Source organism: Planococcus notacanthi (genome assembly GCF_030407825.1).
In the GTDB taxonomy this organism is placed as follows: Bacteria; Bacillota; Bacilli; order Bacillales_A; family Planococcaceae; genus Planococcus; species Planococcus notacanthi.
Genome location: NZ_JASDCQ010000002.1, coordinates 621,138 through 646,784, shown reverse-complemented (window position 1 = coordinate 646,784; position 25,647 = coordinate 621,138). Strand labels below are relative to the sequence as shown.

24 protein-coding genes are annotated in these 25,647 nt (G+C 46.6%); 9 read left to right on the top strand and 15 right to left on the bottom strand.

What is annotated here, in order from left to right:
* Positions 1-63: 63 nt before the first annotated feature.
* The gene (locus QMA01_RS10740) at positions 64-2,070 is read left to right on the top strand and encodes a bifunctional diguanylate cyclase/phosphodiesterase (protein ID WP_191713465.1); all 2,007 of its coding nucleotides are present in this window, start codon (positions 64-66) and stop codon (positions 2,068-2,070) included.
* Between the two features lie 69 nt (positions 2,071-2,139).
* Here QMA01_RS10740 and QMA01_RS10735 read toward each other — a convergent pair whose 3' ends face one another.
* The 5 genes from QMA01_RS10735 to QMA01_RS10715 all read right to left on the bottom strand — a co-directional run bounded on the left by QMA01_RS10735 (position 2,140) and on the right by QMA01_RS10715 (position 8,141).
* The gene (locus QMA01_RS10735; RefSeq protein WP_191713464.1) at positions 2,140-2,607 is read right to left on the bottom strand and encodes a threonine/serine exporter family protein; all 468 of its coding nucleotides are present in this window, start codon (positions 2,605-2,607) and stop codon (positions 2,140-2,142) included.
* 12 nt (positions 2,608-2,619) lie between these two features.
* On the bottom strand, positions 2,620-3,375 hold the full coding sequence (locus QMA01_RS10730; RefSeq protein ID WP_191713463.1) for a threonine/serine exporter family protein: 756 nt from the start codon (positions 3,373-3,375) through the stop codon (positions 2,620-2,622).
* Between the two features lie 114 nt (positions 3,376-3,489).
* A complete protein-coding gene (locus QMA01_RS10725) occupies positions 3,490-4,629 on the bottom strand; it encodes a zinc-dependent alcohol dehydrogenase (protein WP_191713462.1) in 1,140 nt (379 codons plus the stop codon).
* Between the two features lie 105 nt (positions 4,630-4,734).
* Positions 4,735-6,891, bottom strand: a complete 2,157-nt coding sequence (locus QMA01_RS10720) for a beta-propeller domain-containing protein (RefSeq protein WP_290214955.1) — start codon at positions 6,889-6,891, stop codon at positions 4,735-4,737.
* 68 nt (positions 6,892-6,959) lie between these two features.
* Complete coding sequence (locus QMA01_RS10715; protein ID WP_290214954.1) at positions 6,960-8,141, bottom strand: alanyl-tRNA editing protein; 1,182 nt, start codon at positions 8,139-8,141, stop codon at positions 6,960-6,962.
* Positions 8,142-8,234: 93 nt separating this feature from the next.
* Here QMA01_RS10715 and QMA01_RS10710 point away from each other — a divergent pair, with 93 nt between their 5' ends.
* A complete protein-coding gene (locus tag QMA01_RS10710; RefSeq protein WP_290183957.1) occupies positions 8,235-9,146 on the top strand; it encodes a diacylglycerol/lipid kinase family protein in 912 nt (303 codons plus the stop codon).
* A gap of 76 nt (positions 9,147-9,222) precedes the next feature.
* Here QMA01_RS10710 and QMA01_RS10705 read toward each other — a convergent pair whose 3' ends face one another.
* Both QMA01_RS10705 and QMA01_RS10700 read right to left on the bottom strand, forming a co-directional pair.
* Positions 9,223-10,389 carry a saccharopine dehydrogenase family protein gene (locus QMA01_RS10705; RefSeq protein WP_290214953.1) on the bottom strand — a complete coding sequence of 389 codons (1,167 nt, stop codon included), beginning with the start codon at positions 10,387-10,389 and terminating at the stop codon, positions 9,223-9,225.
* Between the two features lie 21 nt (positions 10,390-10,410).
* The gene (locus QMA01_RS10700) at positions 10,411-11,892 is read right to left on the bottom strand and encodes an aldehyde dehydrogenase family protein (RefSeq protein WP_290214999.1); all 1,482 of its coding nucleotides are present in this window, start codon (positions 11,890-11,892) and stop codon (positions 10,411-10,413) included.
* A gap of 512 nt (positions 11,893-12,404) precedes the next feature.
* On the opposite strand from QMA01_RS10700, the gene QMA01_RS10695 reads away from it, so the two are divergent.
* Positions 12,405-13,280 carry a MerR family transcriptional regulator gene (locus tag QMA01_RS10695; protein ID WP_290214952.1) on the top strand — a complete coding sequence of 292 codons (876 nt, stop codon included), beginning with the start codon at positions 12,405-12,407 and terminating at the stop codon, positions 13,278-13,280.
* Complete coding sequence (locus QMA01_RS10690) at positions 13,273-13,401, top strand: hypothetical protein (protein ID WP_006829150.1); 129 nt, start codon at positions 13,273-13,275, stop codon at positions 13,399-13,401. The genes QMA01_RS10695 and QMA01_RS10690 overlap by 8 nt, the downstream gene beginning before the upstream one ends.
* 46 nt (positions 13,402-13,447) lie before the next feature.
* Here QMA01_RS10690 and trhO read toward each other — a convergent pair whose 3' ends face one another.
* From trhO to QMA01_RS10670, 4 genes are all read right to left on the bottom strand, one after another.
* Positions 13,448-14,410: an oxygen-dependent tRNA uridine(34) hydroxylase TrhO gene (trhO, locus tag QMA01_RS10685; protein ID WP_290214951.1), complete on the bottom strand. Its 963-nt coding sequence runs from the start codon at positions 14,408-14,410 to the stop codon at positions 13,448-13,450.
* A gap of 196 nt (positions 14,411-14,606) precedes the next feature.
* Positions 14,607-15,557 carry a 2-hydroxyacid dehydrogenase gene (locus QMA01_RS10680; RefSeq protein WP_290214950.1) on the bottom strand — a complete coding sequence of 317 codons (951 nt, stop codon included), beginning with the start codon at positions 15,555-15,557 and terminating at the stop codon, positions 14,607-14,609.
* Between the two features lie 75 nt (positions 15,558-15,632).
* Positions 15,633-16,244, bottom strand: coding sequence for a DedA family protein (locus QMA01_RS10675; RefSeq protein WP_191713454.1), 612 nt, complete (start codon positions 16,242-16,244; stop codon positions 15,633-15,635).
* 14 nt (positions 16,245-16,258) lie between these two features.
* Complete coding sequence (locus tag QMA01_RS10670; RefSeq protein ID WP_191713453.1) at positions 16,259-17,347, bottom strand: metallophosphoesterase; 1,089 nt, start codon at positions 17,345-17,347, stop codon at positions 16,259-16,261.
* A 212-nt stretch (positions 17,348-17,559) separates the two neighbouring features.
* On the opposite strand from QMA01_RS10670, the gene QMA01_RS10665 reads away from it, so the two are divergent.
* The 5 genes from QMA01_RS10665 to QMA01_RS10645 all read left to right on the top strand — a co-directional run bounded on the left by QMA01_RS10665 (position 17,560) and on the right by QMA01_RS10645 (position 20,975).
* A complete protein-coding gene (locus QMA01_RS10665) occupies positions 17,560-17,907 on the top strand; it encodes a lmo0954 family membrane protein (protein WP_290183950.1) in 348 nt (115 codons plus the stop codon).
* Positions 17,908-17,920: 13 nt separating this feature from the next.
* Complete coding sequence (locus QMA01_RS10660; protein ID WP_191713451.1) at positions 17,921-18,559, top strand: PspA/IM30 family protein; 639 nt, start codon at positions 17,921-17,923, stop codon at positions 18,557-18,559.
* Between the two features lie 64 nt (positions 18,560-18,623).
* Positions 18,624-19,322, top strand: a complete 699-nt coding sequence (liaF, locus tag QMA01_RS10655; protein WP_191713450.1) for a cell wall-active antibiotics response protein LiaF — start codon at positions 18,624-18,626, stop codon at positions 19,320-19,322.
* Positions 19,319-20,365 (top strand): sensor histidine kinase, encoded by a 1,047-nt coding sequence (locus tag QMA01_RS10650; RefSeq protein WP_290183949.1) that lies wholly within the window; start codon positions 19,319-19,321, stop codon positions 20,363-20,365. Before liaF ends, QMA01_RS10650 begins: the two co-directional genes overlap by 4 nt.
* Positions 20,340-20,975: a response regulator transcription factor gene (locus QMA01_RS10645; protein ID WP_191713448.1), complete on the top strand. Its 636-nt coding sequence runs from the start codon at positions 20,340-20,342 to the stop codon at positions 20,973-20,975. The genes QMA01_RS10650 and QMA01_RS10645 overlap by 26 nt, the downstream gene beginning before the upstream one ends.
* Before the next feature lie 446 nt (positions 20,976-21,421).
* On the opposite strand, the gene mbcS is transcribed toward QMA01_RS10645, so the two are convergent.
* The 4 genes from mbcS to QMA01_RS10625 are packed head-to-tail and all read right to left on the bottom strand — an operon-like array spanning position 21,422 to position 25,517.
* Positions 21,422-22,999: an acyl-CoA synthetase MbcS gene (gene mbcS / locus QMA01_RS10640; protein WP_290214949.1), complete on the bottom strand. Its 1,578-nt coding sequence runs from the start codon at positions 22,997-22,999 to the stop codon at positions 21,422-21,424.
* Positions 23,000-23,024: 25 nt separating this feature from the next.
* Complete coding sequence (locus tag QMA01_RS10635; RefSeq protein WP_290214948.1) at positions 23,025-23,591, bottom strand: hypothetical protein; 567 nt, start codon at positions 23,589-23,591, stop codon at positions 23,025-23,027.
* Between the two features lie 3 nt (positions 23,592-23,594).
* A complete protein-coding gene (locus QMA01_RS10630) occupies positions 23,595-25,247 on the bottom strand; it encodes a solute symporter family protein (RefSeq protein ID WP_225218436.1) in 1,653 nt (550 codons plus the stop codon).
* Positions 25,248-25,517 carry a hypothetical protein gene (locus tag QMA01_RS10625; protein WP_191715059.1) on the bottom strand — a complete coding sequence of 90 codons (270 nt, stop codon included), beginning with the start codon at positions 25,515-25,517 and terminating at the stop codon, positions 25,248-25,250.
* Positions 25,518-25,647 lie beyond the last annotated feature (130 nt).

Here is a 25,647-nt window from a genome sequence, read left to right as displayed (position 1 = left end):
GGATGACGATAGACCTTTTCTTCTCTATAATAAGAATAGACTACGGTTAAGGAGCGTCAAAGAATGAGCGAATTGCAAGGAAAATTAGCCGATACCCTCGTTTTCAACCATATTCCATTCCCCATCATCATCATGGATAAAAATGGGTTCATTGCATGGTGCAATCAGCATGCTGAACGTGTTTTCCAAATAGAATCCGAAGCTGTCAAAGGACAGCTCTCTCCTTATATGAATCCCGAAAAAGCAGCGTTGAACAAGCAGTCCTGGGACAAGTTACTAAAGACTAAGGAACCGGTCAGATTTGAAGATGTGGAAATCGAAATGGGCGACGGAGTAAAAGCATATACAACAGTTGTAGCCAAATCCTATACAGCCGACGACGAGCAGTATGTCATGACCATCTACGAACTGGACGAAACCGATGAAGACGGTTCTCCCGCTAAAGAATTAAACCATTTGCGGAACGGTCTGGACGACTCTTTCATGTTGCTTTATTTCGATCAGGAATTTTTGATTACCTATGCGAACCCACTGTTTTTGAAGTTGAGCAAGTGGACACCAAAACGTATTTTGGGCAAGCCTGTTTGGCATATGTTCGGAGACAGTGAAGAAGACGTTCAGTTTGTCGATTCAATTTTGTCCACTCTCAGACAAGGAAATGTCTGGAACGGTGAAGCGAAAAAAGTGAAAAAAGATGGAGAAATCTACTGGGTGGACTTAACGGCCATTCCGATGCAGCTTTCCGGTGATGATACTTATTACATTTTCCTGGAAAAAGACATAACCGCCAATAAGAAAGCCCAGCAGCATCTCGAAGAAATTGCTTTTATTGATCCGGTTACCGGCCTTGAGAATCGCCATCGCCTTGAACAGGTCGTAAATGAATACATAGAAGAAGAACGTCATTTCTCCTTTGTTTTCCTGGATATTGACCGTTTTTACACATTGCGCGACGTCTCGGATACGGATACAGAAAACGAGCTGCTCATCGAGTTCACTAAGCGCCTTCGGATGTATTTTTCCGATTCGATCATCACGCGTGCTGGCCTGCACGAATTTGCATTGGTTACACCGTTGAGCAACTGGTTTATCGAAGGCTTCCTTCATTACCTGAAGCAGCACCCGATTTACCTTCAAGGTACAGCAGTGCCATTGACCATCAGCGGTGCCATCACGAAATACCCTGAAGATCAGCAGAATTTCATGCATTTGATCAAAGCTTCCTATGCGACCATCAAAAAAGTGAAAGACCGTGGAGGCAGTGCCATTGCCGCACTGACATCTGATGACCACGAGCGGCTGAACCGTAAAGCATTTATCGAAAAACGGCTCATCTATGCCTTGGACCGCAAGAACTTACAGCTCCTCTACCAGCCGCAGGTCAATTTGAACAACGGCAAAGTGGAGCGCGTAGAAGCGTTGGTGCGTTGGACTGATTCGGAAATCGGTGTCATTACACCGGACGAACTGATTCCGATTGCTGAAGAAAATGGCTTGATCAATGAAATCGGCAGCTTTGTCGTCGAAACTGCCTGCCGTCAATTAAAAGAATGGCAAACCAAGGACATCGACTTGCAAATCAGCATCAACTCTTCTATCCGTGAGTTCAGAGACAAAGACATGGCGAAGATGGTACTTGAACAATTAAAAATCAATGACTGCAAAGCAAGTTCCTTGATGATCGAGATCACAGAGAAATTTGCACTTGAAGCAGAAGCGGAACGTTCGATTATGTCTCAAATGAAGACTCTTCAACAAGAAGGCATCAGTTTTGCGTTAGATGACTTCGGAACAGGTTACGCCTCATTCCGCTATATGCTTATGCTGCCAATTTCTTCATTAAAAATAGATCAAACGATTATTCAATCCATCACTAAACAGGAAAAAATACAAAAACTGATCAACGGCATGATTCAGTTCGGCAAATCACTCGACTTCCAAGTAACCGCTGAAGGCGTTGAAACCAATGAACAGTTTGAACTGTTGCGCGCCATGGGCTGCGACAGCCTTCAAGGCTACATCATCGGCCATCCGATGACAGCAGCAGATTTGGAGAAATGGTTGAACTAACTAGAAAAGCGGAAACGCCTGTTCAATCTCTCATTTCCACAAATTAAAAATGGGTCTGACTAACAAGAATCACTCTTGTGTCAGGCCCATTTTTCTTTGTATTCTTTTTGCCTGCCGCTTGAAGAACAGTTGCATCATCACTTCTGCAAAAACCAGTCCCATTGCCACAGCTCCGGAGATCATTAACGCTTCGGATGCGAAAGCGATAGCTTCCAGGTAATTGTTTTCAACGATGTTGCGCATAGCGTTGTATGCCTTGCTTCCCGGAACCAATGGAATGATTCCCGCGATACTGAATATGATCATGGGCATCCGGAACTTCTTCGCCAGCAAATGTGCCACAATTGAAACAGCAAAGGCTCCAGCAAAAGAGGCTTGGACCGAATCCTCAAAGATCAGAAAGAAGCTGCGGTAAATGAGCCATCCGCTCATGCCCACCAGTCCACAACTGACCAGGGTCCGGCGCGGGGCATTGAAGATGACGCCAAATGCGCCTGCCGCCAAAAAACTAAGTAGCGCTTCCAATGGCCAATTCATTTGATTTCCTCCTTAAAACGATATGACTAAAGCGATTCCTGCACCGATGGCAAAGGCCGTCAAAAATGCCTCAGCTCCCTTGGACAAGCCGGATACAAAATGGCCCGCCATCAAATCCCGTACAGCATTTGTGATCAATAATCCCGGAACGAGCGGCATGATAGAACCGATGATCAGCGTATCCAAATTGGTCGCAATCCCTGAATAGACAGCGAGGGATGCAAGTATCCCGATTACAAAAGCCCCGATAAATTCAGCAAATATCTTAACACGCGTTTCTTCCAGGATCTTTTCCACAATGATGAAGCCGATTCCTCCGATTACAAAAGCAAATGGAAGGTTGATCCAACTGCCGCCCAATAAAATAAAAAAGCAGGCACTCGCCACTGAAGCCGCCAGGGTCTGCACCCATATACTGGATCGATAATTGGTTTGGTCAATCATCAGCATTTCATCATAAGCCTGTTGCAATGTATATTCACCGGACACCAGGTTTCGTGAAACGGAATTGACGAGTGCCACCCGTTCCAAATCGGTGCTCCGATTATTGATTCGAACAAATCGAGTTGCCAGCTCTTCACTTGGAGAAAACATGATGCCTGTTGGTGTAACAAAGCAATGGGAGTTCACCATATTTTGCGATACCGCCATCCGGATCATTGTGTCCTCGACTCGATAGGTTTCGGCCCCGCTCTCCATCATGATTCTGCCCGCCAGCAAAAAACAATCCAACGCGAGTTCGCGCCGGGTCTCTCCTATTTGCGCCACGTGTCTCTCTCCTTTCGCGGTCGGTTTCTGTACTCATCATAACGCACATGGACAAAAAATTAAACGCCCCAGGTCGTCGGGGCGTTTAATGGTGTGTTGGAGATGAATCGATAATTATGGTTTCAAGACGACTTTTGTACAATTATCCTGATGGTCGTTGAAAATCTGATATGCGTCTGCGGCACTTTCCAGTGGCACAATATGTGAAATGATTTCACGCGGATCGAATTCTCCGTTTTCGATTTTTTTGTACAGCATCGGCATTAGGTGAATAACTGGAGCCTGTCCCATTTTCAAGGTGACGTTCCGCTCGAACATATTTCCAAGAGGGAACATATTGTACGTCAAGCCATAAACTCCTGTGAGCTGAATCGTACCAAATTTGCTGACGGCATCTTTTGCAATATCAATCGCACTGAGAGTACCACCTTGCAGCATCAATTTTTGCTGAGCTGCTTCTGCCGGCGATTTCTTGCCATCCATCCCTACGCAATCGATGACAACATTCGCCCCGCCTTGCGTGATTTCATGGATTAAAGCCCCTGTATTGTCATGTTTACTGAAATCAACAATTTCGACATTATTCATTTTTTTAGCAAGTTCCATCCGGTAAGGAATTTCATCCACCGCAATTACGCGGCTGGCGCCTTGCATCCAGGCGAATTTCTGTGTCATGAGCCCGATAGGACCACAGCCTAACACAACAACCGTGTCGCCTTTTTTCACTCCTGCGTTTTCGACACTCCACCAAGCAGTCGGCAGAACGTCAGACAGGAACAGGAGTGATTCATCTTCCAACTCAGAGGATTCCGGGATGACAAGCGGCATGAAATTTCCGTAAGGTACACGCAAATATTCAGCTTGTCCACCAGAATAATCTCCATAGCGTTCCGTTAAGCCGAAATAGCCGCCTGTGTCGAAATGGGGGTTGCCATTTGAATTATCACACTGGCTCTCCATTTCATGGCTGCAATAAAAACAATGGCCACAGCTGACGTTGAAAGGAAGTACAATGCGATCTCCTTTTTTCACTTTGGTGACGCCTGACCCTACTTCTTCGACAATCCCCATCGGTTCATGCCCAATGACTGTATCTTTTGTCGTCGGCAAAGCGCCCTGATAAATATGCAAATCTGTTCCGCATATAGCCGTGGAAGTTATTTTCACGATAATATCATCATTTTTCTGGATTTCAGGATCTTTTACTTCTTTCACCTGCATGTTTTTTGTTCCTTGGAATGTTACGGCTTTCATCGGTATCCCTCCATTTATAGTTTTCAGAATACTTCTCAACTTCCCTTTTTCTGCTAATTAAAAACATATAAAAAAAGAGACGGATAAAAATCCGCCTCTTCTTTGCTACTGATCAAATTTCAGAATGCTGATGGGTTCAAATGTCTCCAGACCATAGCTCTTAATTTCACCATTCGCGACTGTATAAAGCGTGTCACCAACATAGAGGATCCGCTGTACAGCAGTGTTCCAATCTTCGTACTGATTGTCGGTTTGTTCGACCAAGCTTGCGGTTTGTGAAATGCCTTGGGCCGTGATGGTGTAGATCAACGCACCTTCGCCTTCAAATTCCACGTAATCGCCTGTAGTCTCTTTATAAATGGCAGCTGGAAAACCGAATAAGTTTTTCTCCTTATGCGTAAACAGCGCTTTATGGTCGTATTGAAGCGCTGAGTAAGTGCCTGCCCCTCCAATGATTTCCGTATCTTTCTCTACTGGGGCATTAAAGTTACTGACGTCAAACAAAGAAATTTTCATGCCCCCTGTGACTACGCGCGGTTCTCCATTTTTTTCAGGCACCAGTTTCGTATCATAGCCGAAACCAATCAAATGATTGTCGTCCAAAGGATGCAAGTAATTTGAGAAGCCCGGTATTTTCAATTCTCCTAGCACTTGCGGAGAAGAAGGCGCCGAAATATCAATGACGAAAAGGGGATCGGTTTCTTTGAAAGTCACCATATAGGCCTTATCTCCAATAAAGCGAGCGGAATAAATCCGTTCTCCAGGCGCCAAATCTTCCACTGATCCAACCTGCTTCATTTGTCCATCCAGAACGAACAAATGATTTTTCGATGGTGTGGTGAGATCCCAAGCAATCCCTTCCGTGGTCACCACTCGGAAATAACCGTTGTGTTCATCCATGGAAAATTGGTTAAGAAGAGAACCCGTTATTTCTGAAGAAGCCAGGAACTCCACAGCCGTCCCGTTCAACCCGAATTTAAAAATCTCGGTATTGGCTTGTTCCGGAATCCAAATCATTGTTTCTCTGCCGCTCCGTACCGATTCATCATCCAACGGAACATAGGCCGAAGCGGTCAGATACAGATTTTCTTCATTCATGTAAAGCTGCTCACTGCCGCCCAAAAAACCTTCTGTCGAAATGTCGTTGGTTTCAGGTGCAGCAAGGTCGATCGCCGTGATGACGCTATAGTTGCCTTCCATCGTTCCAGGCAGAATCGCGATACTGTCGTAAGGGAGCGGTTGAAGGGTCCCGCCTTCTTTCGAATCATAGTGATGCGGCCGGAGTTCAGACTCACTCTGTTCTTCCAAGATCCAATAATCCGGGTAAACATTGGTGACAAAGTAAAGGACATTGTTCGTCAGCCTTGCACCGTTCAAATTCCCTTCACTGCCAAACTCGCGGATCAGCTGAGGGGAAGTGGGCTTGCTGACATCGTATAAAGAAACAGATGTGACGTTCAAATGCGGCAACTGGTTCTCCGGCAGCTGAAAGTCATCTGTTGGCATGGCAGAAAAGCGGCTGCCCATAACCACCAAGGTGTCGCCTGATAAGAAAAGCTGCTGCGGATAAGTTTCTTCTGTAAATGGCAGCTCGGCAGCCACTGTCATTCCCTGCGGATTTCGGACATCCGAAATCACCACTCGAGACTCACTGATCGAGTAGACATACGAACCATCCGTTTTCACCAAGTCCGCTTCATCCACCCCATCCACCTGATTATTGGTGCTTGAATGACCTCCACCAGAACCTTCAGCTTCGCCTGCTGCAGAGTCGGAGGATTCGGCCGTCTCTTCACTGTTCTCTGCAACGGCCCCACCGTATCGCGGATTATTTCGCTGCATTTCCATCAGCCGGGAAAAGTACATGCGCAGCTCTTCTTCCTCTGACAGCTTTTCCAATTGTTCCTGAACAACGAACGTTATTTCAGTAGCTGCTAAGCTTTTTACAAAACTGTTTTGTAAGGCTTTTTTTTTGATATGCAATCGATATTCGCCTGTGGCCAGCCCCGGCACTTCCAAAGTCTTGCCATTGGCGTGGATGATCATTTCGGCAGCTATGTTTTCACCTTCTGCATCCGTGATGTACAGATCGCCGTTATTTACAGCATCCTGCTGAAGTGCAGAAGAAAAATTAGCTTTCCAGCCCTGCTCCGCTAACGCCACCGGAGATGCGCTCACCGACACCTTATCATTGAGAAAAACAAAAGCTAGAATAAGCGCTGTAGCCACGACAGCTGCAATGGCCCAGATTTTCTTCTTCATGATGCTTCACGCCCTTTCAGACATCCCTTTTCCCATTAGACAGCAATCCGCTGGAAAAGTTACACAGTTTATCCGAAATTCTTTACCATTGTCCGAAAAATCTCCTGGAATCTTTCTGGTGCTTCAGCAGTCTTGCCACCGCCTTGTGCAAACTGAGGATTGCCGCCGCCTTTCCCATCCGTCAATGCCAGCAGTTGCTTCAGCACTTCCCGCATATCGCCCGGCGCCTGTTCACCTTTTGCACAAACAAAACGCACATCATCCCCTGAACGGCTGATGAACAGCACGGTCGCCGCATGATGCCGGCTGATTACATAACGGGCGAGCTGTTGCAGCTCTTTGATCGGCCGGTCTTCAAACAATTTTTCGACAACGCCATTGTCTGGAAGAATCGCTTCCGCTTCCAGATTCAATAATTGTTCCTGCAAGGTTTTGATTGTTTTATCAGCTGTGGCTTTTTCAGCCAGCAAAGCCCCGGCAGCTTCGGACAATTCAGAAGCCGGCGCATTCAACTGAACAACCAATTTGTCAGTGGTGTCCATCAAAAAGTTAAAATACGTTAAAGCCCGATTGCCGCATAGAAAATAAACCCGTGTGCCGCCTTTCGCTTTTTCTGTGGAGATGATCTTCAACAGGCCGATGTCTGACGTGTTTTTGGGATGAGTGCCTCCGCACGCATTCAGATCAATGCCATCAATTCCAACCAAACGGATGTCGCCTTCAACTGCCGGCGGCTTTCTCAACTTTAATTCTTCGGCTTCTGCAGGACTGACCCACTTTGTGGAAATCACAAGGCGTCGGCTGATCGTTTTGTTGGCCATATCTTCGACTTCCTGCAGCTGTTCTTTTGTTACTGTATCCAAATCCAGATCGATGGAGACACGTTCTTTTCCTAAATGAAAACTTTGCGTTTTCAAACCATATACGTCATCAAACAATGCACTTAATACATGCTGTCCGGCATGCTGCTGCATATGATCCCATCTTTTTCGCCAGTCCAATTTTGCAGCAAAACGTTCTTTTGGAAGCTCGACATCGGTATAATGGCGGATTTCTCCTTCCACTGTCTGGACATCCAGTACGTTTGCCGGTCCGATGTTGCCGGTATCTGCCGGTTGGCCGCCGCCTTCTGGATAGAAACAGCTTTGGTCCAAAACAGCATAAGAGCCTGCTTTATCTTTTCCAGTCTTTATCACTTCTACCATTGCTTCTGAAATCTCCGAATCCTGATAATATAATTTCATCGTCATGCTGACACCTCATTTTTTGTAGTCTGCCATAGTTTACGGGATCTGTCTTAGTGGGAATAGATATATAAATAGAAGTACAGGAGGGCACATGAAATGCCTAAGTTCAATCGTTCCGTTTTATTGTATAACGGCAACGCAGGAGCGTCTACGATAGACTCCGTACTGCGAATGGCCGTTCCGCACTTGGCTGAAGCCTCCAAGTCACTCGAACTTATCCAAACTGGATCACCCGAAGAGTTCGAAAATGCCTGCCAGACAGCTGCAACCCATGCAGATATTTTGTTTATCGCTGGAGGCGATGGGACGGTCCATTCTGCAGTCCGTGCCTTATCAGCTATTCCCGCCCCTCCCCCGATGGCTATATTGCCAAGCGGCACGTGCAATGATTTTGCACGCACCTTGAATATCCCTTTAGACTTGAATTTGGCAGCGGAAGAATTGGTCAATGGGGAATTCCGGGATATCGACACGGGTCGGATCAATGGTGGATCTTTCCTTAACTTTGCTGGCATCGGGCTGATCACGGATGCGTCTTCAAATATTGATCCTCATCTAAAAGAGCGTTATGGCAAGCTGAGCTATTTTATGAGTGCGCTGCAATCCATGCGACAGGCAGAGCCATTCCCAGTACAGCTGAAGATTGATGGCATTACCTATGCGGAAGAAGGCGTGCTGGTTCTTGTCATGAACGGCAAATCGATCGGTACGCATAACTTCCCGCTGGCCACAATCGATCCGGCAGATGGCCTACTGGATCTATTTATTATCCAAACATCTTCTTTGGCTGCACTGCGTGAATGGTTTTCATTGTCGCAGCCCGAAGTGGTGGCTGAAGAACTGGAGCATATCGTCCATTACCAAGGAAAATCCATTTCCATCAAAACAACAGAAGAATTGGATGTCGATACCGATGGTGAGATCTACTTAAAGACGCCGCTCGATATCGAAATTCAGCCGGGCAGTTTGAAAATGCTGGTGCCCAAACGAGCAGAAGAACTGATATAAGCCGAAAAAAGGCATGGCTCCAATAGGAACCGTGCCTTTTCACTGTTCGCTTTTAAAACGGCCAGAACTGAGTCCATCAACTCTGGAAAGCCGAACGATGGACAGTCTCCTCAATGTTTACTCCGCGCTTGGCCATTTCTTCGATATACGCATCTCCCGGGACAATCATTTCCGGCGGATAGGCGCCCCGTTTATCAATAATCCCTTTGCCGATCATCTGCGCTACGACTGAAATCGTATAGGCAGTCGCACGGGCCATTGCCGTTACACCTGTCTTCGGGTCTTTCACGGTCACCATATTGTATTCGTAGGTGATTTCCTCTCCTTCTTTCACTCCTGATACCAACACCCGCAAGACGACGGCATCCTGCTTGTCTCCAAGTGCGGTTATCGGTTCAAGTACCGCTTTTAGAACAGCGCGAAGGTTCACTTCCCGTCCATCCACTTCCACGGTTTTTTTACGATCGGTAAAACCGAGATCCACCAATAGCTTAAATTTCTTGGCATGCCCCTTATAGCGCAAAGTTTTGTATTCCAAAGAATCGACATCACTGAAGGTATCCGTCAAAGTCGAAGTCCCGCCCGAAGTATGGAAGGCCTCCAGTTCACCAAAATTCTTAAAAGTGACATGTTCGATTTCGGATAATGATTCAACTTCCAGCAGCTTGCCGCTGCGAATGACATGGGATTTATCTGTGTAATGGTCAAAGACCCCTTCCAATGAAAAGACATGATTATACTCAAGAGGCGGTTCTGGATGAAGTGGGATGCCTCCGACATACAACCGTATATCTGATACTTGGTCCAGTTTGCCCGCACCATAGCCAGTCAGGATGTTGATCATTCCTGGAGCCACGCCCAGATCAGGAATCAGCGTGACTCTTTGTTGCTGGGCTTTTTCGTGCATGTCCAGGACAGCATCTGTAGCACCTCCAATATGGCCACCCAAATCGACAACGTGAACCCCGTATTGAAGGGCGGTGGCCGCCACTTTTTCATTGAAAGTATAAAATAGCGCATTGATGACAATGTCGCCTTTATTGATAGTTTCTGCCAATGCAGCATCATCAGCAGCATCTAGTTTCAGTACTTCCAGTTTATCGCTGCCAAGCTGCTCACAGAACAATTTTGCCTGGCTGATGTTGCGATCCGCTAAAAAGACTCGTTCCACCGCTTCCTCTTCAACCAGGTCCCGAGCCGCTTGTTTGCCCATCAATCCTGCGCCTAATACGACGATTTTCATCTCCCGCATCCCCTTTCGCCATTAAATGTCATTATCAATCTGAGCACGCTGCAATTTTCCGCTGTAATCGATATAGACACTTTTCCATTCAGTAAAGACATCTAAGGCAGCAACTCCCGAATCGCGGTGCCCGTTGCCTGTTCCTTTTGTCCCGCCGAACGGCAAGTGGATTTCCGCTCCTGTCGTACCAGCATTGATATAAACGATTCCAGTATCCAAATCACGCTGCGCTTTGAATGCCCGATTCACATCAGCGGTGTAAATGGAACTGGATAACCCATAAATCACGCCATTGTTGACATCGATCGCCTCTTCGAAACTTGATACTTCAATTATTGACACGACGGGCCCGAAAATTTCTTCCTGTGCAATGCGCATATCCGGCTTAACATCTGTAAACAATGTCGGAGCGTAATAGTTCCCTTTATCATAGATGCCCCCAGTCAGGATCTCGCCGCCCACCAGCAGTGTAGCTCCTTCCTGACGGCCGACTTCAATATAGGAATGGATTTTTTCAAGTGCCTGGCGATTGATGACCGGCCCCACTTTGACGGACTCGTCCATTCCATCTCCAATCGTCAGCGCTTCCATCTTGGACAGCAGACGCTTCTGCAGCTCTTCTTTAACGCCTGCATGAACAATCACCCGGCTGCATGCCGTACAGCGCTGGCCGGCGGTTCCGAATGCACTCCACAGAATCCCTTCCACCGCCAAGTCCAGATCGGCATCTTCCATGACGATTACAGCGTTCTTGCCTCCCATTTCAAGCGATACTTTCTTCAGGTTGCGGCCACCTGCCTCTGCCACTTTGCGCCCGGTTTCTGTAGATCCTGTAAATGAAATGACGCGAACGCCTTGATGCTCAATAAGAGCTGTCCCGACTTCTTGGCCCGATCCGAAGACAATATTGGCGACTCCTTCCGGAAGCCCGGCTTCTTCGAATATTTTCGCCATTTCGTAAGCCATCATTGGCGTTTCGGTGGCCGGTTTCCAAACGAATGTATTGCCTGCCACAATAGCCGGAAACGACTTCCATGTGGCAATCGCCACTGGGAAATTCCAAGGCGTGATCAATCCTACAACGCCGATTGGCGAACGGATGCTCATGGCAAATTTATCCGCCAGTTCTGATGGTGTCGTTTCACCAAATAACCGCCTGCCTTCCCCAGCCATGTAATAAGCCATATCAATTCCTTCCTGCACTTCACCGCGCCCTTCTTCGATGACTTTCCCCATTTCTTTCGTCAATACTTGAGCCAGCTGCTCTTTTCGTTCTTTCATCAGCCGCCCGATTTCATATAAATAAGCTGCACGTTTGGGAGCTGGCACATTTGCCCATTTTTTCTGCGCTTTTAGAGCCGCTTGTACTGCCAAGTCGACATCCTGTTCAGTAGACATCCGCACTTGCGCCAACTCTTCTCCATTTGCAGGATTCAAGACAGGCCTGAATTCCGCCTGCTCTGTCTGTTGCCACTGTCCGTTCACGAAATTGGTCAATTTCATCATCATTGCCCCTTCCCCCATCCCATTTTTGAGAACGCTTTCATTTTCATTATTTCACAAATAACCAGAAAAACCTATCAGATTTCTGAAATGTTTGTTTTTTATCTTTGGATTGATTATATTTTTGTTTTTGGAGGAGAAACTTTATGCTCTACCTTTAAGGTTTGGGTTTTCACATGAACATTTCGGCTGGCTGCCTGCACCTTTTCTATTCTTTCCAGCTTCCATACGCAAAAAAAAGTGGACTTTCATGTTAGAAGACAAATACTTCATGTAAAGAAGACATTAGGTGAGATAGAAATTTCAAAACTTCATTTACAAACGCCCAATCTCAGCCTAGAAAACAAAAAAGTGACTTACAGGATTTTTTCTTCTTTGTTTCGCTCATTTTGTAGAAATCCCTTTTTCAATCCTTACTACCGGACCAGTACAAAACATTTTAACGTCTTTTTCTTTAAACTATTGACACTAACGGTGCGTTATAGTGTATTTTAGAGAGAGAGGTGATTAGATTGTACAAAGTACAAGAAGTGGCAAAAATAGCGGGCGTCAGTGTTCGGACCCTCCATCACTATGACAGCATCGGTTTATTGAAACCGTCTAATATCGGCACCAACCGTTACCGCTACTACAATGGAAAAGATTTGAAGTTGCTTCAACAGATTTTATTCTTGAAAGAATTGGATTTTTCGCTGAAGAAAATCCAGGAACTTGTGGCTGATGGCTTTGACCAGGAATATGCATTGTCCCAGCACATTGGATTGCTTGAACAAAAGAAACAGCGTATTGAAAGTCTGATTGAAAATGCACAGCAAACTCAATTGGAACTGCAAGGGTTGCAGAGTTTGTCGGATACAGAACGTTTCTCCGCATTCACAAGCCAAAAACAGGAAGATCTGCTTAAGAAATACCACAAATCTGACATGGATATTTCTGTCCCAGAACAGAGTGAATCACCGATGGAAGCTTATCAAGCTGTACCGAGTTATGACAAAGAGGACTCAGCAGTTGCCGTTGCGATTGCTCCAGTTGAAACAGCTTTGCATGAAGAACCTGAACCTGCAGCAACTTACAGCGAACCGGTCAAAGTGGAGAAAGAAGAAGAGGATTTGGACGAAATCAACCGTGAAGGGGACCGCATTTACAATACGGTTGCAAGTTTGATGCATTTGCCTCCAGAGGCTGCTCCTGTCCAAACGGAAATGAAGGCTTACTATACACTTTTGAACCGCTTCTATGAGTGTTCGCCGAAAATGTTCCGTGGCCTGGGTGACTTGTATGCATCCGATAGCCGTTTCGCCAACAATATCGATCAGCATGGCGAAGGATTGGCCAAGTATCTTAAAGAAGCCATGTATGTCTATGCTGAAGGTTTACAGGATGCGTGAACTCATCGGGCCTTGCAGCAATTGTGGTAAAGACGTTTATTGCCGTGATGGATTTCTCGATGGAGTTTATGTTGATGGAGAATTGGTCTGCTTTGACTGCCAGGAAGAAGTAGAAAAATAAATGGAATCTAAAAAAGCTGCCGAATCGGCAGCTTTTTTAGATTCCATTAAACGTTAGTCGTTTCTTTCAACACATCCAAACGCTCCTGTACTTGTTCTCCAGTTAAGCCATGTTCAAAAGCATAGCGGTTGCGTGGGTGTTCACGGCATTCATCTGAACATGAACGCATATACTTATGTTCGTTTTCTTCGGAAGCTAAAATCTTCGCGTTGCAGTCAGGGTTGGCACAGTTTACATAGCGTTCACAAGGTTCACCTGTAAAATGGTCTCTTCCGACAACGACGTGCTCCAACTGGTTTACCGGCACGGCAATACGCTCATCAAAGACATACAGTTGTCCGTCCCATAGATCGCCTTTCACTTCAGGGTCTTTACCGTAAGTGACAATGCCGCCATGTAATTGAGCAACATCTTCAAAGCCTTCTTTTTTCAGCCAGCCTGAGAATTTTTCACAGCGGATGCCGCCTGTACAATACGTCAAAATTTTCTTGCCTTCGAATTGTTCTTTGTTGTCACGGATCCATTCCGGAAGGTCACGGAAGTTTTCAATATCCGGACGGACCGAGTTGCGGAAATGCCCAAGATCGTATTCGTAATCATTGCGCGCATCCAAGACGATAGTGTCCTGCTGCTGCATCTGCTTGTAAAATTCAACCGGCTCCAAGTAAGTGCCTGTCAGTTCATTCGGGTTGATATCTTCTTCAAGTCCAAGGTGAACGATTTCTTTTTTCGCACGAACATGCATTTTTTTGAATGCATGGCCTTCAGCAGCGTCAATTTTGAAAACGATGTCTGAGAAGCGCGGATCGCTTTTCACCATTTCCATATAAGCCTCAGTTTGTTCAATAGTTCCTGAACATGTACCATTGATTCCTTCTTCAGAAACAAGGATACGCCCTTTCAGCTCAAGCTCCTTACAGGCCGCCAAATGCTCAGCCGCAAAAGCTTTTGGATCTTCAATCGGTGTATATAGATAATAAAGTAAGACGTTGTGTGTATGATTTTGCATGAATCATACCTCCTATTTCTTCTATTTGATTCGTTGCCGAAAAGGCAGCAAAAACCTCAATCATTTTACAATAAATAACGGCAAACTTCAACTCTCCTTCCGCAGGAAAGACGCTTTATCCAACTTCGACAACTCATTTTCGGTTTTTCGTACTAAAAAAGGCAGCTGAATACCAGCCGCCTTGTCTTGCCCGCTATCAGCAGACCCTATTTTTCACCGACCGGCTTTCCAGACAAGCGCTGATTGCTTCGGCATTCAATGCCATCATCTCCAGACGGGTCTGAATCGTTGCACTGCCGATATGCGGCAATACCGTAACATTCGGCAATGTCAGCAGCGGATGATCCAGCGGCACCGGTTCCTGCTCAAAAACATCGAGGCCGGCGCCCCAGATTTTATTGTCTTTCAACGCTTCGTATAAAGCCATTTCGTCGACAATGCCGCCTCTGGCAACGTTGATCAAAGAAGCGGTTTCTTTCATCAGCGCTATTTCATCCGCTCCGATCATTCCTTCAGTTTCCGGTGTCAGCGGCGTCAAGATCACTACATAATCCGAAACCTTCAGCAATTCCTCGAATCCGGCATAACGCACATCTTCCAAGCTTCGGCGCGTCCGGTTATGATACAGGACGTCCATGCCAAATCCTTGCGCACGGCGAGCCACCGCTTCGCCGATACGTCCCATGCCAATGATTCCAAGCGTTGCCCCGCCAACATTCTGTCCCGTCATCCCCATTGGGGTCCAGGATTTCCATTCACCTGAGCGAACCGTCTTTTCCGCTTCAATGATTCTGCGGGCTGTTGCCAGGAGTAAAGCAAAGGTCAGGTCTGCAGTAGCTTCCGTCAAGACATCAGGTGTGTTGGTGACGGTCACACCATGTTTGCGGGCTGCCTCCAAGTCAATATTGTTGTAGCCAACTGCCAGATTGCTGACAATTTTCAAGTTAGGTGCTGCTTCAAATACTTCATTATCGATTTGGTCGGACAGCATCGTCCAAAGCGCATGCGCTTCTTTCGCTTCTTCAAGCAATTTTTCGCGTGGTGCGTGGGTGTCTTCTTCCGGCCACATCCGGACTTCATATTGTTCCTTTAATCCAGCTACTGCCTGATCCGGCAGTTTTTGTGTGATGAATACAATCGGCTTCATAGAAATCCCCCATTCTCTGCTATGCCCTGATTATAGCAATTAAAAAAACTGCGGGCAATTGCCAGCAGTTTCCTGTTAGTTGCGTGCTCTAATCTTCTTAAAATAATACCAAATAGCCGCGATACCGCATAATGCTATCAAAACATAGACTACGTTGGAGTAGAGTTCCAATTGATGCATGATTTGCTCTCTATTATCGCCTACTGCTTCTCCGACAAACACCAATACCGTATTCCAGATCAAGGTGCCAAGAGTCGTAAAAGTTAAGAATAGCCAAAATTTCATATTCGACATCCCTGCAGGAATTGAAATGAGACTGCGCACTAAAGGAATTAACCGTCCGAAAAACACTGTCCATATTCCAAAGCGGTCGAACCAGGCATCTGCTTTATGTATATCAGACTTCTTCACACGCAACCAATTGCCGTACTTATCAATGATTTTTTCCAATCGCTCCACGTCCAGCAACAAACCGACACCGTATAAAGCAACTGCACCCACAACCGATCCGGCAGTCGAGGCCATGATCACTCCCGGTATAGTCATCGTTGTCGTTGTGGTCATAAATCCACCGACCGTCAAAATCACTTCTGACGGTATCGGCGGAAAAACATTCTCCAGCATAATCAGCAGAAAGATGCCGAAATAGCCATAATCCGACATGACTGATGTAATCCAATCTTCCATCTAAACACTCCTTTTTACGAAGAAGGCCGGAAATTCATTTTCACCGACCATAGTTCTGAGCGGCTTCCAATGCGCAAAGGCGGTCCCCAAAAGCCGAAACCCGAAGATACCACGAAATGCGTCTTCTTTATTAACCGATACCCGTAATCCAATTCAAAAATCCTTCTTGTCAATAAATGATTGGGCCACATCTGTCCTTTGTGGGTATGGCCTGACATATGGAAATCGGCATCCAGTTCCACCGGTTTTTTCAGATCAGAAGGTGTATGGTCCATGATAATCCACGGCATTCCGCCTTTTTCCGGCTTCAGCTGAGCCAGCGGATGGCGCTTGCCGTTCGTCCGGTCTTCACGCCCCGTCAAATAGAAACGATTTCCCACAAGAATAGTTTCATCTCTTAATATATTTACTCCCGATTTTTCCATCAGCCTTACCAGCAAAGGAATTTTTTTGCCGTAATATTCGTGGTTCCCCAATACTCCGTAAACACCAAGTGAAGGATGCAATTGCGCCATTACCTCGCCCATGCCATAGCGGGCAAACCAGACAGGATCATCGTCCACGAGATCACCAGCTAAAAACACTACATCCGGATCGAGCGCATTGGTCTTGTCCACGAAACGCTGCAAATGGCTTTTCCCTGATAAAACCCCCAGATGAAAATCGGAGCCGATGACCATATGCAAAGGATCGGCTTCTTTTCCATCTACTGTGATTTCCAGGTTCCGGACGACCGGACTATAAGCCAAATAAGTGCCCACAATAAATATCACCAGCAATATTATCGCAGCAGCACTGCCGATAATGAACACATCGTCCATAAACTCAACTGCCAGTACGAGGACATTCGCAACCGGAATCACCAGGATCGCATACTGTAAAAATGCGAACCAATAGGAACCCAGAATCGTGAAACCCAACCACTTGTGGCCGATTCGCCCAATGATGTAACTATAGGCAACAACCAGCCACAGAACCGCAAAAACCCATGGATTCGCCCCTTCCCAAAAACTGGCCAGCCAACTATAGACCGCCCAGCCAAGATACGCAATGAGTGATGTATAAACCAATAAGGCACCACCGATGCCCGCCAGTATTTTCATAGAGGACCGCCTCTTTCTTCTTATAAAATAGATCCCATTTGAAATGGTTAATGTTTTATTGGAGTAGAAAATAGTATAGCACTTCACCTCCCAATTTGCGGTACTTAGACGCTTCTACGCCTCAGGTCCTAGTAAAAGATGCAGTCAGAGACCGTATTGGAAAATGCGCATGCTTAGTATGATTAGGTTAGAAATTGAGAGGAGGAAAAAAGATGAACAAATTTTGGTTAATTACCCTCGGCATCATTGCCGGAATCGTCGCACTTTCCAACCTGGGCCCAATGATCGGACTGGCAGTATCGTTAGTGATTGTCTATGCGGGGGTGCATTATTACTTAAGAAGCACCACGGCATTGGCGAAATTCTGGTGGGCATTTGTTGGTGTCATCGGCGGACTTGCAGCCATATCGAATGTGCCTGCATTGATCGGCGCCGCTGCACTGGCTGGCTTGTGGATGATCTACCGCCAATGGAATGGCCAAAGCGTTTCACTTGAAGCTGTGAAAGAAAGCGATCCATTTACGAACTTTGAACAGCAATGGAATAAATTAAACAAATAAGGAGGAAACGAATATGACAACTTTATGGGAACGTTTCAAATTTGCCGTCGCAACTGACCTGGATGCGGTCGTTGCAAAGAAAGAGGAAAAGAATCCACTCGCATTATTGAACCGCTACATCACAGAAGCTGAAAATCAGACAACGGCTACAGGGAAATGGGTAGAGCGCCAGTCCCAACTCAATGGTAAACTGGAGAAAGAACTGGCTGAGGCATCTGCTATGCTCGACAAACGCCAAAACCAATTGGAATTGGCGCAAGCTTCCGGCGAATCCGACCTTGCTGATTTTGCCGCAATGGAAGTGCAGGCTTACAGCGACCGCGTCAAGACTTTGCAGCAAAACCTGGATGAAAACATCGCTGAACTCACTGGCCTTGAACACCGTTACGAGGAAATGAAGCATAAAGTGAAAGACATGAAAGTGAAACAGCTGCAATTGATGGGCAAGGAAAATGCAACACGTGCCCATCATCAGATGGATAAAGTACTGAGTCCTGAGCTCGTCGCCGAACGCATCGGTTCATTCGACGACATGGCTTCCTATATCACAACGCTGGGCGCTAAAGTTGAAGAACGCCACGAACGTTCAGCAATGGAACGCCGTCTTGAATCTTTAGAAAAAAATAGCGCAAACCACAAAGAAATTGTTTAAACTGAAATGAGAAGAAGCTTTTCTTCTTCTCATTTTTTCTGATACAAAGAAGGAGGCAAAAGCTATGCAGCATTTTTCAACAAACAGGCAAGCGTTTTTTCTGTTGAGCGCTTTATTATTGATATTCGTAGAAGCTGCCTTCTTTGGAAACGGCAGTGTGTTTTTGATTCTTCTTGGTATCGGAACCATCTATTATGCGTTGCGAAATAACGTGAAATACCGCCGTTCTTATTTTTGGACAGGTGCTTTTCTCATCGGGGTTTCCATCCTGTCGATGTGGAGTTTGCGGCTGATGGTTTTCGGACTGGCCATCTACCTCCTGCTTCGTTTATGGAAAGGCGAAGAGTGGCTGCAGACCGCGCCTCTTTACGGTTCTACTGATAAAGGATTAATCCAAAACAAAGTCATGTCCGCCCAAAGCACACCGATCGAGTCCTATGAATGGAAAGATATTCATGTACAAGGCTTTATCGGCGATATCCTGGTCGATACCACCCATACCGTATTGCCGAAAAAGACCTCATTAGTTTCCATTCGCCAAGGATTCGGGAAAGTCCAGGTTGTCGTGCCTTATGAAGTTCCTGTACGCGTCTTCTATTCGACACTTCTGGGAGAAGCCCGGTTTTTCACTGGAAACAAACAACGGATTGTGAATGGCACAATCCACGCGGAAGACGGCTATCCCGCAGATGAGGGCAGTAAAGTCGAATTGATCATTTCCGTCACTACATGGATGGGAGATGTCGAGGTGATCCGCAGATGAAACAGATTCTGCCCCGTAGCCTGTTTTTCATATTGTTATTCGCATTGATCGTCTTCAGCATCCTTTTTGCATTGCTCGGACTGCCAACGGTCAACAGCTGGTCCGTCTTGTGGGAAGATTTTATCGCTGGTTTGCCTTTGGGCATTTGGCTGCTTGTCTTGATGCTGGCGTTGTCTGTCGGCATCTCGTGGTGGACCGAGTCCTTATCACGGGCAAAAGTTCAGGAGATTGAAGAAATTTTCCAAGCCCTTCTGCGCAATGAAGACAAGACAGTCGTTCAGGCAGCTCAAATGAAAACCCTGCCGCGCAATTTATCCAGCTCCATCTTAAAGCTGCAGAAACTGTTGGAATCACAACGGAAAAGCCTGACACGCATCGCCAATGAACGGGCTGAAACACAGGATCAAATCATACAGGAACGCCTGATCATGGAACGCCAGCGGCTCGCCAGGGAATTGCATGATTCTGTATCGCAGCAGTTATTTGCCGCTTCCATGCTGCTGTCTTCCATGACTGAAAACGAAGATGTGCAGCCCGGCCTATTGCAGACGGAGAAGATGGTCCAGCAGGCACAACTTGAAATGCGTGCACTGCTTTTGCATTTGCGTCCTGCCGCCCTGCATGACAAGAGCCTGCGCCAGGGGCTGTTTGAACTGGTCAGTGAATTAAAGGAAAAAGTTTATTTTACAATCGAGCACAAACTGGAAGAAGTACCTCTACAAAAAGGCGCAGAAGACCACCTTTTCCGCATTGCACAGGAAACTTTATCAAATACACTGCGCCATTCCAAAGCGACCGAAGTCCATATCCTTTTTATTGAGCGCGATAATTTTGCGATTTTGCGCATTCAGGACAATGGCGTCGGTTTTGAAAGCGAACAATCCAAATCAACTTCTTACGGGTTGAAACATATCGAAGAACGCGCCATCGAAATCGGCGCGACCAGCAAAATTGTTTCCGTCCCTTCCGAAGGTACGATTGTAGAAGTAAAAGTTCCGATTGAAAGGAAGAAAGCCCATGATTCGCATCTTATTAGTGGATGACCACGAAATGGTCCGCATCGGTGTCTCAGCTTATCTCCAATCCCAGAAGGATATGGAAGTAGCCGGCGAAGCATCGAATGGCCAGGAAGCGGTTGAAATGGCATTGGAGCTGCGCCCAGACTTGATTTTGATGGACATGGTGATGCCCATCATGAATGGTGCGGAAGCGACAAAAGCCATTGTCGACCAATGGCCAGAAGCAAAGATCATGATCGTCACCAGTTTCCTCGACGACGATAAAGTTTACCCGGCTCTTCAAGCGGGAGCCGTCAGCTACATATTAAAAACTTCCAAAGCTTCACGAATTGCCGACTCCATTCGCGAAACGATGAACGGCACACCGGTTCTCGAACCGGAAGTGATGAGCAAAATGATGAAACAGATGCGCCATGAACGCGTCCTTCACGATGACTTGACCGAACGGGAAATGGAAATCCTTCTGCTGCTTGCAGGCGGCTTGACCAATCAGGAAATCGCGGATCAATTATTCATCGCCCTCAAAACCGTCAAAACCCATGTCAGCAACATCCTGGCCAAGTTGGAAGTCCATGACCGGACGCAAGCAGTCATTTATGCCTTCCAGCATAAGCTGATTTCTCCACCTAAATAAACCATGAATAAAGCCGGACAGCTTTTACGCTGTCCGGCTTCTTTACTTAGAGAAATATAATTTTTCTGCTGTTCTTTCAATGTCTATACTCCAGCGCCCAACTTTTTGAGTCATAGGCCAGCCCGACTATGCGGCAAACAGCACCGCTTCGCCGGTCTTTCTTATGCCCGGCAGAGGTCCGCAGGATGCGGATCATGTAAGCGTTGCGGCAGGAAGTCGCGCCTTTAGCTTACGTTCCTCAAATGGGCGCTTCGCTTTTCTATGTCCAGACTTCAGCGCCCAGCTCTTTGGGGCATAAGCCAACCCAGCTGCGTGGCAAAAAACGCCACACTGCTGGTCTGTCTTATGCCCGGCAGAGGTCCGCAGGATGCGGATCATGTAAGCGTTGCGACAGGAAGTCGCGCCTTTAGCTTACGTTCCTCAAATGGGCGCTTTCGCTTTTCTCATTATGCATTTAATTTGCGCAGTTCCACTCGGCGGATTTTTCCGGAAGCTGTTTTCGGCAGTTCATCCAGAAATTCAATGACACGCGGATACTTGTAAGGCGCCGTAATTTCTTTTACATGATCCTGCAGTTGCTTCGTCAAAGCGTCTTTGTCTTTAAAATTGTCCGGGTTGCGGAGTACCACGTAGGCTTTGACGATATTGCCACGGATTTCATCCGGAGCTGCTACGACGGCACATTCCTGAATGGCTTCATGTTTCATCAATGCATCTTCGACTTCGAAAGGCCCGATCGTATAGCCTGAACTGATGATGATGTCATCACTTCTTCCTTCAAACCAGAAATAGCCATCTTCATCGCGCGTCGCCTGATCGCCTGTCAAATACCAATCGCCGCGGAATGCCGCTTGCGTCCGCTCGGGATCCCGGTAATATTCCCGGAACAAAGCCGGACAATCGCGATGGACCGCGATATCTCCCACTTCTCCGACAGCTGTCGGATGTCCTTCATCATTGATGATGTCAACCGGATTGCCAGGCGTCGGTTTGCCCATCGATCCAGCTTTTACTTCCATATCTTGAAGCGTTCCAACCAGCAAGGTATTTTCCGTCTGGCCGTAGCCGTCACGGACGTTAATATGGAATGCCTGCTGAAAAGCTTCGATGACTTGACGGTTCAATGGTTCCCCCGCAGACACTGCAGACCTTAATGCCGGCAGCTTGTATGATGCTAAATTCTCCACTTTTGCTATGATCCGGTATTCTGTCGGCGTACAGCACAGGACATTAATGTTTTCTTTTTCCAACAATTCAAGGTATTTCAAGGCATCAAACGGCCCATTGTAAACAAAGGCCGTTGCCCCCAATGTAATCGTCGATAAGAACGGACTCCAAATCCACTTCTGCCAGCCTGGAGCGGCAGTTGCCCAAACCACGTCTCCACTTTGGACGCCCAGCCATTTTGTTGCCGCTGTCCGGACATGCGCATAGCCCCATCCATGGACGTGGACCACGCCTTTTGGATTGCCGGTGGTTCCGGATGTATAAGACAGGAAGGCCATATCTTCCCGGTGAGTCGGAACGGCGTCAAAATCCGGTGATTCCTTTTCTGCTAATTCCTCAAAAGACTGCCATCCTTCTTCTTTGCCCCCAACAATCAATTTATTGCTCAGTGCAGCCGCTTCTTCATCAATGGAATTGGTTTCCGCAGTGGTTTTGTAATGCGCCACGATTCCTTTAGCTCCTGAATGATGCATCCGGTAAATCAAATCCTTCTTTCGAAGCATCTCCGAACATGGAATCGCGACAATTCCAGCACGCAGACAAGCTAAATACGTGATATATGCTTCAGGAATCCGCGGAAGGATGATCAGCATCCGATCCCCTTTTTCAATGCCCAGCTTCAGTAAAGCTTGTGCGTATTGATTCATCTTGCCGACCAGTTCTTTATAACTCAGGTCTTCACGATTGCCTTCGCTGTCCAGCCAGCGAATCGCCAACCGGTCGCTTTCTTCTTTATATTTCTCCAATTCCGAAGTGATATTGTACTGCTCCGGAGCAATTAAATCTTTGAAATCCATATGTCAGCCTCCTATCTCTTTTTCTTCATGCCGGTGGAATGATCAGGTAATAGACACTCGCTAAGAAAACAAAGGCTGCCAAGGCTGCCAGATATGCCTTTTTAGCAGTGAAACTTTGCGTGGTTTTAATGATTTTCACACATACCAGATACATCCAGACAACACCAATTGCCAACAGCACATAGACCAATAGATGGCCATTCCCGGCTTCCGCCAAGTAAGGAGCACCGAGCAAGCCAGGCAATAAAGCGACGGGAGCCGCTCTGTTGATGTCCCGCAAAAGCCCTTTTCCGCCAAGTCCCTTGGAACCTGCCCAAAGCAGCAATGCCAAGCCGATTTTCGTGATGAAAGCCATCAACAGGCCAAACAGAATGAAAATTGCCGGCACAATGAAGTTTTGCAGCAGTGCAGAATCGAAACTTGCTATGTATGAGGCATTTGACGCGATTGAAATCGCGCCATAGCCTATGCCGACGATGAGCAGCAGCAGATTGCTCACCCATTGGGTTTTCGGCAATTCTAAAAATGACCGAAAAGATGAATCATTCAAAGCAACCATTTTCCCGACCATTTTGCTCACCCTTTCTTTCATTGTCTACATCCCCCAAGGCATCAATGCCCATATCGCAACAGCAGCAGAAACGACTACCGTAATTCCGGCACCTACCGTACTGTTATAGCGATACGACTTGATATCCTTCCATCCGTGGATGCGTTCAATCAATTCAATATCCGATTGCTTAGTCAATTTACTTTGCAGACCTGGCATGCGGTTCGTGATATAAGAAACGACAATCAGCAGGATAAAGCTGATCGGCACAGCAAGCATGGCACCGGACAAGCCCATACCGTCCGTCACTCCGTGTCCCGTCAAAACGATGCTCGGAAAGACGAAAGGAGACACGATGATGTAGATGGCTCCACCAACAACAGATGCTGCAATGGCTCCGAATTTATTGGCTTCTTTCCACCAAACTCCAACGATAATCAAAGGTGCATTCGTAACCCCTGCTAAACCGAATGCCCAGAGTATACTGACGACCAGGAAAGCTGGCGGTTGGATTGCCAGCAAGATACTGACCAATCCTCCGGCAAAAATTGCGATAAAACCGATTCGCAAACTTAAACGCTGAGGAATATTCGGCTTTAAGGTAGCGATAATGTCCTGTGAAATCAAGGCACCAATAGCCAGCAAGTTTCCGCTCAATGTTGAAAGCCCAGCAGAAATCGCCCCAGCAATAACAAGTGCCGTCACCCATTCCGGGTTGTAGACCAAGTTCAGGATGATCGTCAATTTATCAGCATCTCCATCTGAAATGACTAGGCCCTGAGTGGCGGTGGCATAAACACCAACGAAGCCCATGGCGTATGTGGCAGAGAAAACCAAACCTAGAATAAAGGCGAACCAGACCATCGCCGAACGCGCACTTTTCAGATTAGAAGCTGTGTAAACCCGCATCGCTAAGTGAGGAAGGCCCAAAGCTCCGATTGTCAGTGCCGGAATAATGGAGAAATACCATTTTGGTGAAAACTGGTAATCAAAGAACGTCGGCAAAGATTCGAGCATCGCTGGAACCATATCCGAATAGAACAGCGGCGGGAAATACCAGCCTGTTGCTCCCACTGCTTTCATGATGGCGCCAAGCGGCAAAATGAACATCAAGGCAATGATAACCATCTGAATCGCTGCGTTGTTTGTCGCTCCGGCCATTCCGCCGATTGTGATATAACCGACAATTATAATTCCAAAAACAAAAAGTCCGGTTAAATAAGGAATACCCAATAACGTTTCAAACGTAATGGCAATTCCGATCATCTGGCCGAGTGCATACATGATGGAAACCAAAATCATGAAAAGAGCCGCAATGATGGAAGCTGTCACTCCGTATCTGTCGCGGATAAAATGTGTAGGCGAGAAAGCGCCCATCCGGCGAAGGCTTGTCCCGTAAATAATTGTGATCAACGGTATTGCCAGAATCAGCTGAATCCACAACATGATGAATGGAACCTGGAGTTGGAGGATCAAGGCCGTAATGCCAAGGAAAGTCGCCAGACTCATGTAAGTTGCAGCCATCGCCAATCCGTTAGTAAAAGCTCCGACGTTTCCGCCGCCTGTGTAAAGATCTTTAGCAGATGAACTTTTTCGGTTGGAGACAAATCCCACGATATAGAACAATAAAAATGTTGCTCCCACGACTGCTAACCCTAAAATCGGATTGGATAATTGCCAGTTTTCTGTTTCCATCATCTACACATCCTTTACTTCGTCGGAAACTCCGAGCGCATCGTTTTCACTATCGATCTCATCATCGATGCGGTTACCGATTTTCCCAGCTACAATCGTCAAAAAGAAAACGCCGAACCATCCCATTAAGATCGGCACGATGTACATAACTGGAAAACCAAGCAACATAGCATCTACCGGGAAAATGGAAAAGACTAATCCTACGTTCCCCACTAAAATAAAGGCAGCTGTCATCCAAATGGTGAATTGGACTTCTTTTTTATACGCTTTCATCGTATCCCCCCATTTCATTTTGATTGTTCTAAGTCTCCCTACTGAGCGTTCGCTCAACTGCAGAATGCTGCTCTCCCATCAAATATTATTTAGGTAATAACTCCCTTGATTGTAACCGCTTGCATAAAAA

What these genes read in the sequence shown, in the direction of transcription:
- QMA01_RS10680 (WP_290214950.1), bottom strand. Translation starts at nt 15,557, where the DNA reads ATGAAGCCGATTGTATTCATCACACAAAAACTGCCGGATCAGGCAGTA.
- liaF (WP_191713450.1), top strand. Translation starts at nt 18,624, where the DNA reads ATGCAGCATTTTTCAACAAACAGGCAAGCGTTTTTTCTGTTGAGCGCT.
- QMA01_RS10720 (WP_290214955.1), bottom strand. Translation starts at nt 6,891, where the DNA reads ATGAAGAAGAAAATCTGGGCCATTGCAGCTGTCGTGGCTACAGCGCTT.
- QMA01_RS10735 (WP_191713464.1), bottom strand. Translation starts at nt 2,607, where the DNA reads ATGAATTGGCCATTGGAAGCGCTACTTAGTTTTTTGGCGGCAGGCGCA.
- QMA01_RS10725 (WP_191713462.1), bottom strand. Translation starts at nt 4,629, where the DNA reads ATGAAAGCCGTAACATTCCAAGGAACAAAAAACATGCAGGTGAAAGAA.
- QMA01_RS10635 (WP_290214948.1), bottom strand. Translation starts at nt 23,591, where the DNA reads ATGAAAGAAAGGGTGAGCAAAATGGTCGGGAAAATGGTTGCTTTGAAT.
- QMA01_RS10700 (WP_290214999.1), bottom strand. Translation starts at nt 11,892, where the DNA reads ATGAAATTGACCAATTTCGTGAACGGACAGTGGCAACAGACAGAGCAG.
- trhO (WP_290214951.1), bottom strand. Translation starts at nt 14,410, where the DNA reads ATGCAAAATCATACACACAACGTCTTACTTTATTATCTATATACACCG.
- QMA01_RS10705 (WP_290214953.1), bottom strand. Translation starts at nt 10,389, where the DNA reads ATGAAAATCGTCGTATTAGGCGCAGGATTGATGGGCAAACAAGCGGCT.
- mbcS (WP_290214949.1), bottom strand. Translation starts at nt 22,999, where the DNA reads ATGGATTTCAAAGATTTAATTGCTCCGGAGCAGTACAATATCACTTCG.
- QMA01_RS10645 (WP_191713448.1), top strand. Translation starts at nt 20,340, where the DNA reads ATGATTCGCATCTTATTAGTGGATGACCACGAAATGGTCCGCATCGGT.
- QMA01_RS10690 (WP_006829150.1), top strand. Translation starts at nt 13,273, where the DNA reads ATGCGTGAACTCATCGGGCCTTGCAGCAATTGTGGTAAAGACGTTTAT.
- QMA01_RS10650 (WP_290183949.1), top strand. Translation starts at nt 19,319, where the DNA reads ATGAAACAGATTCTGCCCCGTAGCCTGTTTTTCATATTGTTATTCGCA.
- QMA01_RS10710 (WP_290183957.1), top strand. Translation starts at nt 8,235, where the DNA reads ATGCCTAAGTTCAATCGTTCCGTTTTATTGTATAACGGCAACGCAGGA.
- QMA01_RS10740 (WP_191713465.1), top strand. Translation starts at nt 64, where the DNA reads ATGAGCGAATTGCAAGGAAAATTAGCCGATACCCTCGTTTTCAACCAT.
- QMA01_RS10715 (WP_290214954.1), bottom strand. Translation starts at nt 8,141, where the DNA reads ATGACGATGAAATTATATTATCAGGATTCGGAGATTTCAGAAGCAATG.
- QMA01_RS10630 (WP_225218436.1), bottom strand. Translation starts at nt 25,247, where the DNA reads ATGATGGAAACAGAAAACTGGCAATTATCCAATCCGATTTTAGGGTTA.
- QMA01_RS10670 (WP_191713453.1), bottom strand. Translation starts at nt 17,347, where the DNA reads ATGAAAATACTGGCGGGCATCGGTGGTGCCTTATTGGTTTATACATCA.
- QMA01_RS10660 (WP_191713451.1), top strand. Translation starts at nt 17,921, where the DNA reads ATGACAACTTTATGGGAACGTTTCAAATTTGCCGTCGCAACTGACCTG.
- QMA01_RS10675 (WP_191713454.1), bottom strand. Translation starts at nt 16,244, where the DNA reads ATGGAAGATTGGATTACATCAGTCATGTCGGATTATGGCTATTTCGGC.
- QMA01_RS10665 (WP_290183950.1), top strand. Translation starts at nt 17,560, where the DNA reads ATGAACAAATTTTGGTTAATTACCCTCGGCATCATTGCCGGAATCGTC.
- QMA01_RS10625 (WP_191715059.1), bottom strand. Translation starts at nt 25,517, where the DNA reads ATGAAAGCGTATAAAAAAGAAGTCCAATTCACCATTTGGATGACAGCT.